General features: G+C 41.8%; 10 protein-coding genes and 1 pseudogene. 3 read left to right on the top strand and 8 right to left on the bottom strand.

The annotated features are described in order from the left end of the window. Positions 1-26: 26 nt before the first annotated feature. Positions 27-1,151 (top strand): radical SAM/SPASM domain-containing protein, encoded by a 1,125-nt coding sequence (locus MSKOL_RS10885; RefSeq protein ID WP_048156133.1) that lies wholly within the window; start codon positions 27-29, stop codon positions 1,149-1,151. 362 nt (positions 1,152-1,513) lie between these two features. Here the strand turns inward: MSKOL_RS10885 and MSKOL_RS10880 are convergent, their stop codons facing one another. The 5 genes and pseudogenes from MSKOL_RS10880 to MSKOL_RS10865 form a co-directional block, all read right to left on the bottom strand. Then, complete coding sequence (locus tag MSKOL_RS10880) at positions 1,514-4,345, bottom strand: ATP-binding protein (RefSeq protein WP_197078759.1); 2,832 nt, start codon at positions 4,343-4,345, stop codon at positions 1,514-1,516. Position 4,346: 1 nt separating this feature from the next. Beyond that, the gene (locus tag MSKOL_RS10875) at positions 4,347-4,946 is read right to left on the bottom strand and encodes a hypothetical protein (RefSeq protein WP_048156128.1); all 600 of its coding nucleotides are present in this window, start codon (positions 4,944-4,946) and stop codon (positions 4,347-4,349) included. Between the two features lie 2 nt (positions 4,947-4,948). Continuing rightward, positions 4,949-7,672, bottom strand: a complete 2,724-nt coding sequence (locus tag MSKOL_RS10870; protein ID WP_255351928.1) for a DUF1156 domain-containing protein — start codon at positions 7,670-7,672, stop codon at positions 4,949-4,951. An 81-nt stretch (positions 7,673-7,753) separates the two neighbouring features. After that, positions 7,754-7,900: pseudogene (locus MSKOL_RS21645) on the bottom strand (DUF1156 domain-containing protein); the annotation flags it as partial. A gap of 268 nt (positions 7,901-8,168) precedes the next feature. Then, positions 8,169-11,585, bottom strand: coding sequence for a protein NO VEIN domain-containing protein (locus tag MSKOL_RS10865; protein ID WP_048156120.1), 3,417 nt, complete (start codon positions 11,583-11,585; stop codon positions 8,169-8,171). 237 nt (positions 11,586-11,822) lie between these two features. Between MSKOL_RS10865 and MSKOL_RS10860 the strand changes: the two genes are divergently transcribed. Further along, complete coding sequence (locus tag MSKOL_RS10860) at positions 11,823-12,140, top strand: hypothetical protein (protein WP_048156117.1); 318 nt, start codon at positions 11,823-11,825, stop codon at positions 12,138-12,140. A 17-nt stretch (positions 12,141-12,157) separates the two neighbouring features. Here the strand turns inward: MSKOL_RS10860 and MSKOL_RS10855 are convergent, their stop codons facing one another. The 3 genes from MSKOL_RS10855 to MSKOL_RS10845 form a co-directional block, all read right to left on the bottom strand. Then, the gene (locus MSKOL_RS10855) at positions 12,158-12,358 is read right to left on the bottom strand and encodes a hypothetical protein (RefSeq protein WP_048156114.1); all 201 of its coding nucleotides are present in this window, start codon (positions 12,356-12,358) and stop codon (positions 12,158-12,160) included. A 70-nt stretch (positions 12,359-12,428) separates the two neighbouring features. Continuing rightward, positions 12,429-12,920: a hypothetical protein gene (locus tag MSKOL_RS10850; protein ID WP_048156112.1), complete on the bottom strand. Its 492-nt coding sequence runs from the start codon at positions 12,918-12,920 to the stop codon at positions 12,429-12,431. 65 nt (positions 12,921-12,985) lie between these two features. Beyond that, entirely contained in the window at positions 12,986-13,258 is a 273-nt protein-coding gene (locus MSKOL_RS10845; RefSeq protein ID WP_048156110.1) for a hypothetical protein, read from the bottom strand. 284 nt (positions 13,259-13,542) lie between these two features. On the opposite strand from MSKOL_RS10845, the gene MSKOL_RS10840 reads away from it, so the two are divergent. Then, complete coding sequence (locus MSKOL_RS10840; RefSeq protein ID WP_048156107.1) at positions 13,543-13,782, top strand: hypothetical protein; 240 nt, start codon at positions 13,543-13,545, stop codon at positions 13,780-13,782. Positions 13,783-14,736: the final 954 nt, after the last annotated feature.

Raw genomic sequence — 14,736 nt, 5'->3', positions numbered from 1 at the left:
ACTTTTGGAATTGAAGGAGGGTAGATATGGTCATACAACACAGTTTGGATAGAAACGCAAAGCTTCAAGCAACTTCAACGTCTCAACGAAGCGAGATTGAGGATATGTTCTCCGATATTAAATCGGGATCTGTTCCACCTGTCGCTAGCTGGATCATTACTAGACAATGTAACCTGAAATGCCCGCATTGCTACCCAGAAGCTAATATATTAAATAAGGCCGAGCTGAAGAGCGAATTGTCACAAGAAGAGCATTTTGAGATTGTCCGTCGATTTGCTGAAGCAGGCGTCAAGTGCGTTATCCTGTCTGGTGGAGAAGTTCTTCTTTTGCCTCACATTGTCGATCTTGTAGCTTCGGTCTCGAACGCAGGCATGCTTCCTGGTATATGTACCAATGGCTTGCGTGTTACTCCAGAAATCACTTCGAAATTTAAAGAGGCTGGCCTTGGCTTTGCAAGTATTAGCGTGGATGGCGCTGATGCCCAAACACATGACACTTTTCGTCAGTGCAAAGGAGCTTATGACAAGGCCATACAGGCCATTCGAATCATGAGTAGCGAGGGAATTACTGTTTGGGCGGATTATACGGCTACAGCCGCCAATAAAACGAATATGACAAAACTCAAGGAAGTTGTGAAGGAAGCTGGAGCGACCTACCTTAACGTCAAGAGATTTCGTCCGCAAGGGCGCGGCAAAGGCAACGCTTCGCAACTCAATCTTTCTCTTCTGGAGTACAAAGACATAATGTTGGAATACTCTTCCTTCGGAGATTACGGGCCAGCTTTTGCATGCACGGATGATCCTATGGTCTACGCCTATCTGCGTCATACAAAAAATCCAAATTGGCCTAATGAAAAAACCATCACTTCTATTAAAGGATGCGGTGCAGCCTTAGTTTGGTTTGGCGTTATGCCGACAGGTGATATTTCGCCCTGTCCTCTGTTGGATCTTACTATTGGCAATGTTCTTCGAGACGATTTGGTTGATCTATTCAAAAACGCCGTTAAGGACATCCTTGATCGCTCGCATCGAACCGGAGCTTGTGGAATTTGCCCGGAAAAGGATATATGCGGCGGTTGTCGTGCCCACGCACAAGCCGTGAGTGGAAACTATCTAGCGGAAGATCCTTATTGCCTTCTAACCTTGAGATAAAGGTAGCTGAGTTAATGAGAGTCCCGTTGCAAAAAATTATGAAAGGGATTTACTGAATAAGAGCCTATCCGAAAAGTGGTTACCTGCTATAACTTTTACATTAGGTAATATGCAAAACCGCAACTGATACTCTGATATCATAGACCTATTATGGCTTTCCAGCATGCATTACTGACTTTTCGGATAGGCACTAAGATACTTTCTGTTATTGAGCTCATCCAAAACTCAAATTTTACTTCTCGAATCTTATATTCCGAATAATGATCAGATTCAAGCTCACAAAAACAATTATACAAGTTGTTAGTGAGTAAAACATAAAATGGCCGTTGGATTAGCTCTTTCAGTTAAATCCTAAAATGGATTCATTCTATTATCAGTTCGTCATCCATACCAAGTTCCCTTAAAGCTATCTTCATCTCCTCAATCTTCTGCTTCGAAATCCCATCAGCGGGTTCAACTTCAACTTTAAGGCTCAATTTAAGTCCTTTACCTGCAAATTTCGTAAGGACTTTAGTATAGAAGTTTGTCCATTTCTGAGGCGGAATTTCATTATCCCATACTAATTTTTTTGCTTTTGACTCCTTGGATGTATGTTTAAATCCATCGTCTCCACCTTCAATTACTTCACTGGAATCCTCGGGATCGGTAGTTGGACGATAACCTTCTTCTGGTTCTTTATCCGATGAGCTATCTTCAGGAGATCCGCCTGCAGATGGCCCAGGAATAACAGTTGTCGGGGGAACTGGAATAGGGGGATTTGAAATCGAATTTAGGTACTCAGTGACAGCATCATTACTGATTATATACATATCTTCGGAGACCTCAACGTCGTTTTTGTTAAGGGCCGCTTTGAATATTAAAGGATTATACCCTCCAGAATCAGTCTTTCCTCCGTATGCAAAAATTCCGTTAGAAACACCCCTGGAAATAGTTTCCTTTATAACTTCAGGATCTATGAGCCTAGGGAAAAGAGGGGACGCAAAAAACATGTCTCTTACTGACTTTGTGCTCCATTCATTTTTGAACGCCGGCGGCCAGTTACGTGTGAGGAAATTAGGACTGATGCTACTTTCAATATCCCCATCCTTTTTCAAACGGTCAATATATAAAGTCACAATTGAATCTGAAGCACTAGAATGGATGAGCCCAAAATCGATTGTTCTGATTTTATTGTCCTTTCCAAGAAGCATGAGATTTTTATAGGTCTTCCAAACCGCTTCCTTTAATTCCAGGGTTCCCTTTTTGATATTTTCACTCAACTGCTTTTTTTGAACATCGTCAAGCTGCAGTTCGTCTTCTTCTGCTTTGATTTCTTCCCAGGATAAGAGCTTACGAGCCTCCTCATAGAGAGATGCAGATGATTCAGGAGCTGCCCAGATGAGGGCATTTTTAAAAGTCCTGGTAGATGTTCCGGATTCTTTAGTGAAAGCTTCCACAGTTTCCATTCTTTTTTTCTCGTCATCATATGCTGGATCTGGAGGTAGGATTACAAGAGTAAGGGAAGCCCTGTCTGAAATTTGAGAGCTTTTTTCTGGGAACGGAACCCTATCAATCTCCTTTATTGAAGGAATGTATTTTTGGACAGTAGCATATACCTTATCTTTAATCATGGATTCCTGAATAGTTGCTTTCCTATCCGCTAGAAGTTTATTCAGTTCGGGCTTATGACTGAAGCGGTACCTGTTCCGATCAACCCTGAGATAGTAACATGCGCTGCTGAGATTTTCCAATACAGTATCGATATTTCCGATATCTATTTCAGGCCCGCATACCGCAGCACGAATTTCTGGAATAGTAGCCAGAGCGTTTGCCGTCTGGCCGCCATTGGATTCAAAGAATATTGTTGTAGCAACCTTCTGATGTAAATTTGCCTTTTTAATATCGGGCATTGCTTCTTTATCCAGCATTGTAGCATGGGAATTGTTTTTGCAGCAGATATCTGTGGTCATGGCAATATCTAGTTTGGATTCCCCAAGCTGCTCGAACATTGCAGACTTAAACAAAGAGTCATCGAGGGGTGCACTTCCTATACATATGAGAAGATCCCCACCTGCTTTTCTATAGCCTTCGCGGTAAACATTAGAAATCCAGAGTGCGAGCAGGCGGAGAATTCCCCTCGTCTGCTGGAAACGGGGCAGAGACTGCCATTTACGTTCGAAAACTGATATGAGGGTAGGATGGAAAGGATAAGAAGCCATAAACGCTTCTTTAGCATGGTCAACGGGGAAATCTCCTATAAGATTGCGATGCTCAACAGCCCATTCAGCATAAGCCTTAATTATCACATCTTTTGCTTCTTTTGGCACCCCTTGCCATTCAAAGAGCCTTCTGCGAATGATTTCCGAAGTTTCTTCTTTTGAGGACATAACGACAGCTTTCCCAAGTCTGTCCAGAAGTTTTTTGAGACGGGAATAGTCCGACTGATCGTCGGCAGTCATCTCAAGTTCTGAGGCGGGAATTGAAACTACAAGCACTACTCTGTCCTGCCCCCTAGCCTCTTCGCTCAGGTTCTGGAGGAAGTTATAAAATTGAGTAGCCATACCAGCTTTCCTGAACCTGCTGATGTAATTCATAATTTCATCCATCAGGATCAAGCAAGCTTTGTCTTTTGGCAGGACTTTTCTTATGAGTTCGCTCCCAGGGGCTCTCATTTCAGCATCGCTTTCTTCGATTAGCTTGAATGCTTCAGCTCCGCCAAGCTGCCAGGCAATTTCTCCCCAAGGAGTCTTTCGGAGAGGTTCTCCATTTTCGCCTCCTCTTGATTCAAATTCGGTTCCTACAAAGATAGCAGTTGCAGTTTCCGGGATCCTCTGTACGTTTGCTACTGACAGAATGCTGGCCACATCCATCCGCCCCATGAGCACAGGCCCACTTGTAGCAAGGTGATAGAGCAGGGCCAGGAAATGTGTCTTTCCTCCTCCAAACTGGGTGGAAAGGTTAAAGACTGCAGAAGTTTCCGTTTTTACACCAGAAAGCCGGCGCACAACTTCAGCAGCTGTTTTTTCAAGGTTTTCTGTTAAGTACGTACGATCCAGGAAGCGTACCGGATTCTGGTAATCGTCAGGAGCTCTGCCTTCCCGGATCTGATCCAGGTGTACGGCAAATTCTGAAGCATCCAGAGGTCTTCCTTCTCTCAAATCTTCTCTTGGAGTTACAAGTTTATACCAGGGTTTAAGAGCCAATTTACACACCACATTATTTAATTTCGAATCTTCCAGTTTTTTGATTAAGCGACCACCATTTGAAGAAACCGTAGGGAAATGTTTCAGAATCGTTTCGGCTTCCGATGACGATTAATATTTCTCCTTTAAGTTCATCCCTTTCTTCAATACTCATTGAATTTATTACTTCATCTCTTAGATATCTAATAAGGTCAGGAGCTTTTTCAGCTTCTTTCCTGTAGCAGAATACAACCCTCAAGTCAGCCCTGACGCAAAGAACCTTCCAGAGGGAGTAGGCAATTTTTTCATCCGCTTTGCTGTTCTCAAGTTCAAAGACGGCCATAGGGAAGGGCCATCTTTTCCCTCCAGATTCATTTTCCCATTTCTTTTCAAAAGCCGTTACATCAAGGGACAAATATTCTTCTCGGCTTACAGGCAGCTTTTCCAGCTTATGCCCAAGAGCAGCAACTTCCCAGCTAAGGGCTCTACAGCTTGAGCTTACTATAGATGTCAATTCCGTTGTCCATTTTCTGAGATTTCCATTTAAGGAAGCATCCCTAAGAGGGAGAGCGTTCTCATGGTGATGCACAATATCCATAAATGCAGCCTTCCAACGCTCTCCAGGCGTTTCCATCTTCAGAACCCCAGTCCTTTCTTCCGGGCAAGCACCCCATCAACCCAGCGCTTTTCATTTGAACCTGCTGGATAGAGTGCAGAAAGTGCCTGTGCCAACCTCCAGAATCGCTCGTCTCTTCCAGCTCCTTCTTCTACAAGAAGTTTCTTTAGCGCATTACCACGCCCTGCAGCAAAGAGAAGCATTGCCTGGTGGATCCTATCAAGTGTGGTTTTCCCGGTAGAAATTACCTTAACCTTCTCTGGATCTACATACTGATCAACGAAGCCCTCAAATTCATTGAAGAGAGTAGCTTGTTTGCCTTTACCTTTCATTCTGTTATCAGGAATATTTTTTATATCATTCTGGAAAAGATATTTCGTCCTTTCTTCTACCATCAAAATCCTAGCGGATCCCTTATTAATTTCCACAAGCCAAGGCATCTGTTCCATATGGGCTCCAAGTCCCTGTGCGATTTTTCGGGCAGTATCGTAATCAAGCGTGAATGGCTTAGATTTCTTGGATTTTTTGGATGAAGACTCGTCTTCATCTTCTTCATCTTCTTCATCTTCGTGTTCATCTTTTGAGCTCATATGCTCACTAGTTCCAGTCTTGAGAGTCCAGAGCCACATGGCAGTAAGCCTTGCGTCTTCTTCAAAACCAGTAGCATCTGCGCCCTCAAAGATCATATTCATAGCTTCTTTGGACACCGCACCCCACACATGTTCAAGATACTCTCTGAGCGTGACTTTTTCTCCACTGGCTTTCTCAACTATTGAATATCGAGAATAAACTTCAAGGGCCGGGCCAATGCAGGAGAATATAGAATCTGCGCCAACTACACCCTCTTCCCTTAATTTTGACATCCACTCATGGATACGGTGTGGAAGTTCGTATAAGATGTCGCGCCAATCTCCTACACTATCGATTGGATTATCTATATCTTTTCGAGGCCTACAAACTAAATGAACTGATGATACTAAAGCAGCAGAATTCATCCCACGTAGTCTTGTCGCCAATTCTGTATCTATTGGCCATGAACCAGTTATCATCCAGCCAGCATCAATCATGGCTTGAAGTTGCGCTTCCCATCCGTCAGTACTTTTATGCGCAAAGACGACAACACATATTCCCTCAGGTGCTAAAACTCTACGGGCCTCAGACATTGCTTTTCTCATTGTGTTTTCAAAATACACTTTGTCCTTGCCCTCTGCTTTATTTACTATACACTCTTCTTCTTTTGGAGAAAGACCCTCTGAAAACAAATCTAAATATAAGTCCCCCACACTTCTCTTGAGCCAAACTATAAAAAAGTCCGATAGGTCGGCATAAGGAACCGAATCATAATATGGAGGATCTGTAAAAACACATTGAGCAAAATCGTCCGGTAATAGAGGGAAACAAGCAGACTTATTTTCTATTTGTGCATTCTTTATTAATGCAACTTCTTCTCTCTCTAGTACTCTACTAATTTTTTCGATAGCACCTTCAAATGATCCGGTACTTTTTCCTATTGGATTTGTTTCTGCAAAGTCCCATGTCATAGGTAAGGCTTGTCTTCCAAAAACATGACTTACGTCAATAGTGTTTGGTCTCCATGTACATAAACTTGAATTATGGTCTGCACAACTATCGACAGCCAAAGACAATATAGTTTGAACTGCTGTAGCAAAAGGAATGTCTTTTTCGGCAACAATTTTCTTACCAGCCTCTCTAACAAATTTTACCAACGTAATTATCGCTAAAGATTGTCGATATGTGAAAAGATCCCCCCACTGCTTCATCCCGTAAGGCTGAATTCTAAAGCCCAGTGTTCCTTTTGGAGGCAAATTTTCGTCAGGAACTAGACTTAAAGAACCGTTTCTATCTTTATTAAGATCCTTAATTTTTTCTTTTGCTTTAAGTGAAACTGTAATATCGTTTTCATTTGCCAATCTGTAAAATCTACCCTGTTGATTATTTCTGATGGTTACAACGACAAGTAGTTTAGCGTCATTAGCTCCTCCTTGCCTACTATTCAGTTGCTTTTTCACAGAAGTTACGGGGGTTGTGTGGCCACAAATTGGGCAAGTAGCTGCCCCTCTTTTTATTGTTCCTGAGTCTACATTGTCAGGTTTACAGTCCCTTAAAATCTCGAATTCAAGACATTTTTTTTCTTTATCTGGTATTATTTTTATTGCTACAGTACTTCTTCCTTTTTTTGATTTTCCTTTTTTCGAAAGCCACATAGAACGGAGAAGTGGTACCTCTGCACCACAATTAGGCCCTTCGCATTTTATTGTACGAGACCATATGTATGCTATTGGGATAGAACCGTCGGGATCTCTAGGATATATTTCTTCTAACTCTCTTTCTGCTTGTTCTTCTACCCACATCCCCCATTTACGGACTTCTTCCACTAGGCATTTGCCATACTTAGGGACATATTCTAGTAAAACTTTATTAATAAGTACAGGAATTGGATTCAAGTCACTAGCAAAAGAATTACCGCCTACACGTAAAGTTTCAAGAGGAATAGATCCACCTCCCGCAAAGGGATCTACTACAAGCGGTTGTGTTTCTGATAAACCCCCAAAAACTTCGTGCGATATTTGTGTAAGGGAATGGCTTGCATTAAGATACTCTATTTTATTTGAATTATCCCAAGCTGAAAAATCAGCAATAAAATCGAGAAGAGCTTTCCGAAGAACTAAAGGATCGTTAAAATTTTTACTCTCAACGTCCATTGGATCAAAAAGTGCTTTCATGATGCTTGAAGCCTGTTTTCGGAACTCTTCAGGACAAAGTGGATCTGCAGGATCAGGCCATAAAGATGCACATAAAACAGCCCTGCAGGCAGCAAGGGGACGTCTTGCCCACCATATATGAAGGGTTGAAATATGTCCGTGACGAATACTTTTTTCGCGGCGGGCATGTTCACTGATTTTTTTGATAGGGAGGTCTACTTCAATTAATCTTTTTGGGTATTGGGTCATGTTATAACCTTGAATTGTATTCTACAATTATAACCTTGTCAGATGCGATTGCTATGTCTTCTTTTTATAGTCTTATTTCAAAATGAATAGGACTTACGCAGTTGAACTAAAAAACAAATACGGAAAACACTTAACTGTATAAATCACAATACTATTGATAAGGCCGCATGTGCTTGATTTCATTCCTCAAGTGCGTAAGTCCTAATGAAATTATAGTACATTTAATCTACTATTTTTCCAGTGAAACTTTAGAAACATCCTTTTTTACTCACTTTTTCTTTCCCAATATCTCATCAGCCCCTAAATGATAGTGCTCAATTTTCGCGAGGGGTTTCCACCCCAATTTTGCAGGGTTCTGTATTGGGTGCAGTTCCGGTTTGCTCGAACAGTTATACACAACATAGAGCCAGTAATCTTCTTTCAGTCTTTCTGCAGTATTATACTCATTAGTTGAGAGAACCACTTCCCCTACAGTATTTCTGCCTTTTACTTCAATAAAACGGACATCTATGGATGTTTTCGGATCTACCGGGTGGGGGCGCCTTGAGATGAGATCAAAGCCACGATTTTCGTTCTCAACGCTTTCAGGAACCCAGCCTCTGGCTCTTTCCCAATTCATGGCGTATTCGACGGCTATCCGCTCAATTTCTTCATCCCTTACCATAGGAGCAATGTCTGGAGATTTTCGGTCAGGATGTGGGAGGATAAGGGCACGGCCATGGTGCTGGATTTCGGCTATGGTACATTGCTTTTCCCGCTCCAGCTCTTCCAAGCGATTGTCCCGGCGATTGTTCAGCTCGGAGAGTTTATCTTCGAGCTGCTGGAGGCGGCCTTCGATACCCTGTTCGGGAAAGCCTGATTCTTTTTTATCAAGGAGTTCTGCGAAGCTTATCTGGGCTCTGTCGATAATCGTATTAAGGCTAATATCCACGTGCCTAGCTATTGTGGTTATTTCCTTCTCTCTCTGGGCTGAGATATCTCCAAGGAAGGGGTAGAGGGCATTTTCTATCAGGAATGCTTCAACTGATGTGTTTTCTGGAAGTTTGATGCCTTCAGGTACTTCAGTTTCTTTGGAAGCCGCCAGTAGTTCTGCAAAAATAGTTGGTTGACGGACTTCCATGCTGCTTCCTTCTAATGTTTCTATAACGAAAAGTCTTCTATGCAGCACATGCCCCATGCCGTCCAAAATTGCGGCTGAAAAAACGTCCAGAAGGGATGGAGATTCCCTATTCAAGTCAAAGAAAACAGTACCAGCCTTCATATCTTTCTGTACTTGGTCAAGGGCATCAACCCTTACGGATTCAAAGAGAGGGTGGCCAGGTGTAACCCATTCGAATGTGGGATCATCGGTCAGTAGCTCTTTATCAAAGATCACATGTTTGTATTCATGAGCCAGTTTTCCGAATCTGGCTTCAAGAGCATCTCCTTTAGACCAGAGGGTTCTTGGCACTTTTCCGATCCGGTATACATGATCTTTTTTCTTCATGGGTGTGGGAGAAATCCCGACTATCGGGCTTGCCCGGATGAAGAAATCTTCAATCACTTCCGGAACCAGACGCTTTTCCTTTGCTTCCGAAGATTTACCTATCAGGGGTGTGAGATTGAGTTCTCGTTTTGCAAGCCCTTCAAGGGCGGAATTTGTTATCTGGCGGAATCTCTCGACATCTACCTGTTCAACAATACGTTTTTTGATTGCGTCTTCGGTCAGGTTCTGGGAATACATTTCCCTAAGCATTTTCTCAAGCTGGTTTGAAGGGAAAACATCCCCGAGTACGTTGAAGATTTTTCCGCTATGTGTTGGGTCGAGGTCATTTTCTATTTGCGAGATCCTTTCGAAGAGCTTTTGCAGTACCCGGCCTTCCCTCGTATTGATCGACACGAAATTGAAGATTAAACAGTCCTTTTCCTGCCCGTAACGGTGGATTCTTCCCATGCGCTGCTCCAGCCGGATAGGATTCCATGGAATATCGTAGTTGATCATAAACCAGCAAAACTGAAGGTTAATGCCTTCACCTGCAGCCTCGGTTGCGACCATTACCTGGGCATTTTCCCGGAATGCTTTTTCCGCATAAATCCGGGTTCCGGGCTCATTGAGGCTTCCTATTTTCATGCCACCGTGGATTTGGGTGACTGTAAGTCCCCAGCTCTCAAGTTTTTCAACAAGAAAGTCCAGAGTCTCTTTATGTTCCGTGAACAGCAGAAGTTTCATCTTGGGATCATCAAAAACCCCCTGTTTGTTGATCACCTCTTTGAGCTTTGTAAGCTTTGATTCGACTTCCCTTTTCTCCAACGTTTTGGCGTGATCTATCAGGCGAGAGATTGCCTGGATATCCTCTTTAAGGGCAGTGGGATCAATAGTAAGCACAGTGCTTTCCAGTTCTGTAATGATCTCCTGCTGTTCTTCGTCTGTGTATTCTTCAAAATCATCTGGTAGACGCTTGTTAATTTGGCTCCTGCGGTATGCTTCAGGGTCTTTGAGGATTTTCTCGCGCTTGTCCCGCATCCTCTCAAGACTCTTTCTCACAGCATAGATGCTCGAAGCAAACCTCCTCTGAAGCATCGCCATAATAAACCCTACAGCCCGTCCTCTAGGGGAAACATCGGCCGAGGCTTTAGCAGACTGTTCATCCACATAGTGGGTCAATTCATCATAGAAATCGAATTCTTCATCATCGATCTGGAACTCTATAGTTTGTACATTCCTGTCTGTAAAAAGCTTCTTGCACTTCCCGTTAACAGGATCCGGAAACGTTACAAGAGCTTCTTTTGTCCGCCTCAGGTAAAATGGAGCTTCGTTTCTTTTCATTGCTTCTTCAAGGCTTGCCACATCTCCGTATACATCTTTATCCAGCAATTCTAAGAAGAGACAGAAATTTTTAGGATCTCCTTTGTGTGGCGTGGCTGTCATTAAAAGGAAATTATCGGTCATATCCGACAGTTTTTCCCCAAGGCGGTACGCGAGCGTCTTTTTGTCACTGCTGTATGCACTCATCTTATGGGCTTCATCCACAATGATAAGATCCCACTGAGAAGTAAGCAGGCTTTCCCTCGCATCTTCGATTTTTGAGATCCAATGTACTGAAGTAATGACTTGATCTTTTTCCTGCCAGGGGTTAGACCCATAGTTTGTTCGGAGAATATCTCCATTCATTATTTCGAACTTCTCTCTGAACTTATCAATCAGTTCCCTTTGCCACTGGAAGGTTAGATTTGCAGGAGTGACGATTAGAGTTCTCTTTACAAGTCCTCGAATTTTCAGTTCCTTGAGAAGTAAACCGGCCATAATTGTCTTTCCGGCTCCTGGGTCATCTGCCAGAAGAAAACGTATTCTTGGTAGAGGCAAAAAATAGTCATAAACGGCTTCAAGTTGATGTGGAAGGGGATCTACTCTTGCAATTGAGAGGGAAAAATAAGGATCGTATTCGTAAGCTATCCCAAGCCTTAAAGCTTCTACTCCAATCCGGAATCTGGAGGAATCACCGTCAAAAGTTTCTTTCTCAGGGCTGGCTTCAAGTTCGGCAATTTTCTCATCATTAAGGATTGGCTCATGAACCTTCCCGGTACTAATCCCTTTTCCTATAAGTTTTATTGAATCTCCGACTGATATACAGGTGATTATCTGAACTGGCTCTGGAAATATGGAACCTCTAATTATTACATTTGGTTTTATTTCTTCTTTCTTCATTAAAATTAGCCCCTAAAAAGACACACTTAGAAATGTATGAAGGATAACATGCGAAATTATATAAACCTTTGAGATTTGAATCTATTGAATATGTTGCTCTTCTCCTATAACTAATAGAAGAGAACGTTTTCTGACTCTGACGGCGAAGAAAATAGCATAAATTTAAAAGAACTTACTTTTCTACTCTTATTAAATTAAAGTCAAATGATAAATCTAAGAATGTGGAGATAAGACCATATGTTTACTATGGAAGATTTAAAACCATTCTTTGATAAGGCAATGATGGAAATAAATGGAATGAATTTTCGATTAACCGAAGATGAAGACATGGCAGGAGAACTGGCAGTATGGTACTCAGAAAAATATAAAGTACTGGCAACTCCATATTTCGATGACGTGCCAGTTGCCGTAGAAGTTTTGGAAATCGATGTAAATGGAGATTGTAATACCATTGATGCAGATGGGTACTACGGAGAAGTTAACTCTTTTGAGCAGTATGCAGAGATAGTAAAGACATTGACAAAAAAGATACTCGAAGACCGTAAAACTCAGTAAATATCCATTTACTTTTTTCACTTTAATGAATTATAATAGTAACATCCTTTCCCGCATTCCCAATCCTCACGGAAGAGGGAGCACCAATTGAGTTTATCTGGCATGGAAAATACCTCATCTTCTGGAGATATCTCCACTGAAAGCCCCTTGTACTCTTTCATACACAGGAATTCCTTGACCTTCTGGATATCTTCAATTTTTTCGTGTTTTAGGGTCACAGTACACTATTTACCCGTAATTCCAACTCTTAAAATTCATAAAATTATCAGTTAATTAAAGTGAGCTTCCTCAATCTGCGAGCTCCTTTAGTTCTTCTGTAAGCTTATTTAATTCTGCCCGTGTTTTATTGATTTTATTTTTAAGATTCCTTATTTTCTCTTCCTGCTCTGTGCTCTTCTTAGGCTCTTCAGGCTCCTGCAAATGAAGGATAATAGTAACATCCATTCCAGCCATAGGGAGCCCCACGGAAGACAATAAGCCCCTAGAATCTGCAATACATGTGAATATCTGATCCTCTTCTGATGCCTCTATACTCTCCCCTGTGAACATCTCAACTTTTCCGGTCTCCTCGGATTCCTGCAGACCTTCAACTTCCTTGTGCCCGGTAATTACTGTGCATTTCTTGCCTACATTAGCACTTCCCACGGATTCAGGGAGACCTCTATCAGTTACCTTCCTAAAGAGGATTCTATCTGAAGATTTCAGGTTGAGAGTAAGCCTGCCATGATTTGACGGCCATGTCTCTGTCTTACTTGGCTTGTTCGGAACTCTTGAACTCATCTTTTAACCTCAGTCTTATCCCAATACAGGAGCGCAACATATCAGACTTTCGGGAAAAGAAGTAATTAAAATCTTGAAAGGTAATCGTTTTGATATTCCCTTTCAAAATCTGCAACTGTCCGGAGAACTGCAGGTTTTCCAGGCCAGATAATTTTTACTAAGCCGGGTGCAAGAAACTCGAATTCTGCTCCTTTCTTTTCATATCTCCGGATTCCCAGGAGGAACCATCTTTCAAAGGTCACAGGTTCAGGAATTCTCACTGCCGGCCTTCCGTATCGAGCAATTCTCTGCCTGTATTGAGTTGCTTTGATTCTTGCGAGTTCTCTTGTGTACTGCATTTTGTTGCGCTCCTTTTACTTTGCTGTATATAGCACTAATACGTATTAGTATTTAAACTTATTCGTTTAGCGTATAATTATATAGATTAATGCGTTAAATAATAGGAAGCGCGTTAAAAGACAAAATTATTCTAAGTCGTTAGAGATATTTTCAAATGTGCCTGGTGGATATCTATTTCCGAACAATTCAACTGAAAGCCCGAAAATAATATTGTACAGAATGGAGAGAGCACATGTTGGAGGAGAGGTCACCTGCAGGAAGTGCAAGTCCGGCTTGAATCAGGATGGAGAGCACCCGTTGGAGAAGAGGTCTACGTGGGAAATGCGGAGTACCTGTCGGGAGTGGAGTTAGTAGGAATCGTGACGAAGAGAACCTGCATGGGAGTGGAAATTGGAAGGAATCGAGAGGGGGAGCATCTGTTGCAGTAGAGGATATCTGTGCGGAGCGATGGTCACCAGAAATCGAGATGGAGAACACCTGTGGATGGAGGAGAACTCTCCTGTGGGAAAAGGTTTCAGACTGAAATCGAGAGGATGAGAACCTTTTGAGGGGAGAGAACCGTTCTGCCGGAATAGAGGTAGGAGTGGAAGTCACTGTAGGAATGGATGTCACCTGAGATAGGATTCCTACAAGGTAATGGCCAAAAACCGAAATCGGACTCGGTATTTCTGATATTTTCTTTGCTGCGATATCTGGTCGAAATTTTTAAATAAAAAAATAGATTTTTTAGACAGTTGCTTATGAAAAATGTAGTGTTAGAGTAATCCTGAATGGGATGCTGCCAATCTTCCCTTCATGTTTCGTCCAGTTACTCTATTTTCATAAGTCGCGCCGACAACCTTTGCACAAAGTTCTCCTCTCTACCAGAGAGATGGTCGGTTTTTTGAGTTAATATATATAAATTTATGGTATAATCACACTTCCTGTGCAAGTCCTGCAACATATACCTCCACTTAAAACGTTATCGGTGCGATAAAGACTGACGTACCTGTTTCCAGCTTTAGCTAAGTACCCGCAGCAAAATAACTTAGGCACGTTTTTATACTGTACTCAAGTATTTTCGCAAACAAGCTCAACTATTTATTTCAAACATAATTGTATGTTGCATAGGTTATTTCGTTGCGGGCACTAAGTGGATTTTGAAACTGATTTTTCATTTCATAGTGGCCTGATCGGTGGAGTTTTCTGTATTCATATATGATGTAGAATAAACTATTTGACAAAAGCACACTTTGTTCCTTGTTTTAACTGCTCTTGTGATTAATTTATATATTTTACCTATGCTTAGAAAAAAGAAATGAGTTTTTTATCCTCTTTTTCTTCTGGATAATACCGACCTACATTTGTCAGAGCACTTTTCTTTCCTTGGTTTGTGAAGGCTGAAAAATCAGATTGTCAAATCGCTTATACACAAATTGCTTGTCGATTTGCGTATAAAAGGTAATATTTATTTTAGTTTACAGTTGATAAAGGACAA

It is taken from the genome of Methanosarcina sp. Kolksee (assembly GCF_000969945.1).
GTDB lineage: Archaea > Halobacteriota > Methanosarcinia > Methanosarcinales > Methanosarcinaceae > Methanosarcina > Methanosarcina vacuolata.
The sequence above is the reverse complement of the archived record's forward strand: the minus strand, read 5'-3'. Positions and strand labels throughout refer to the sequence as shown.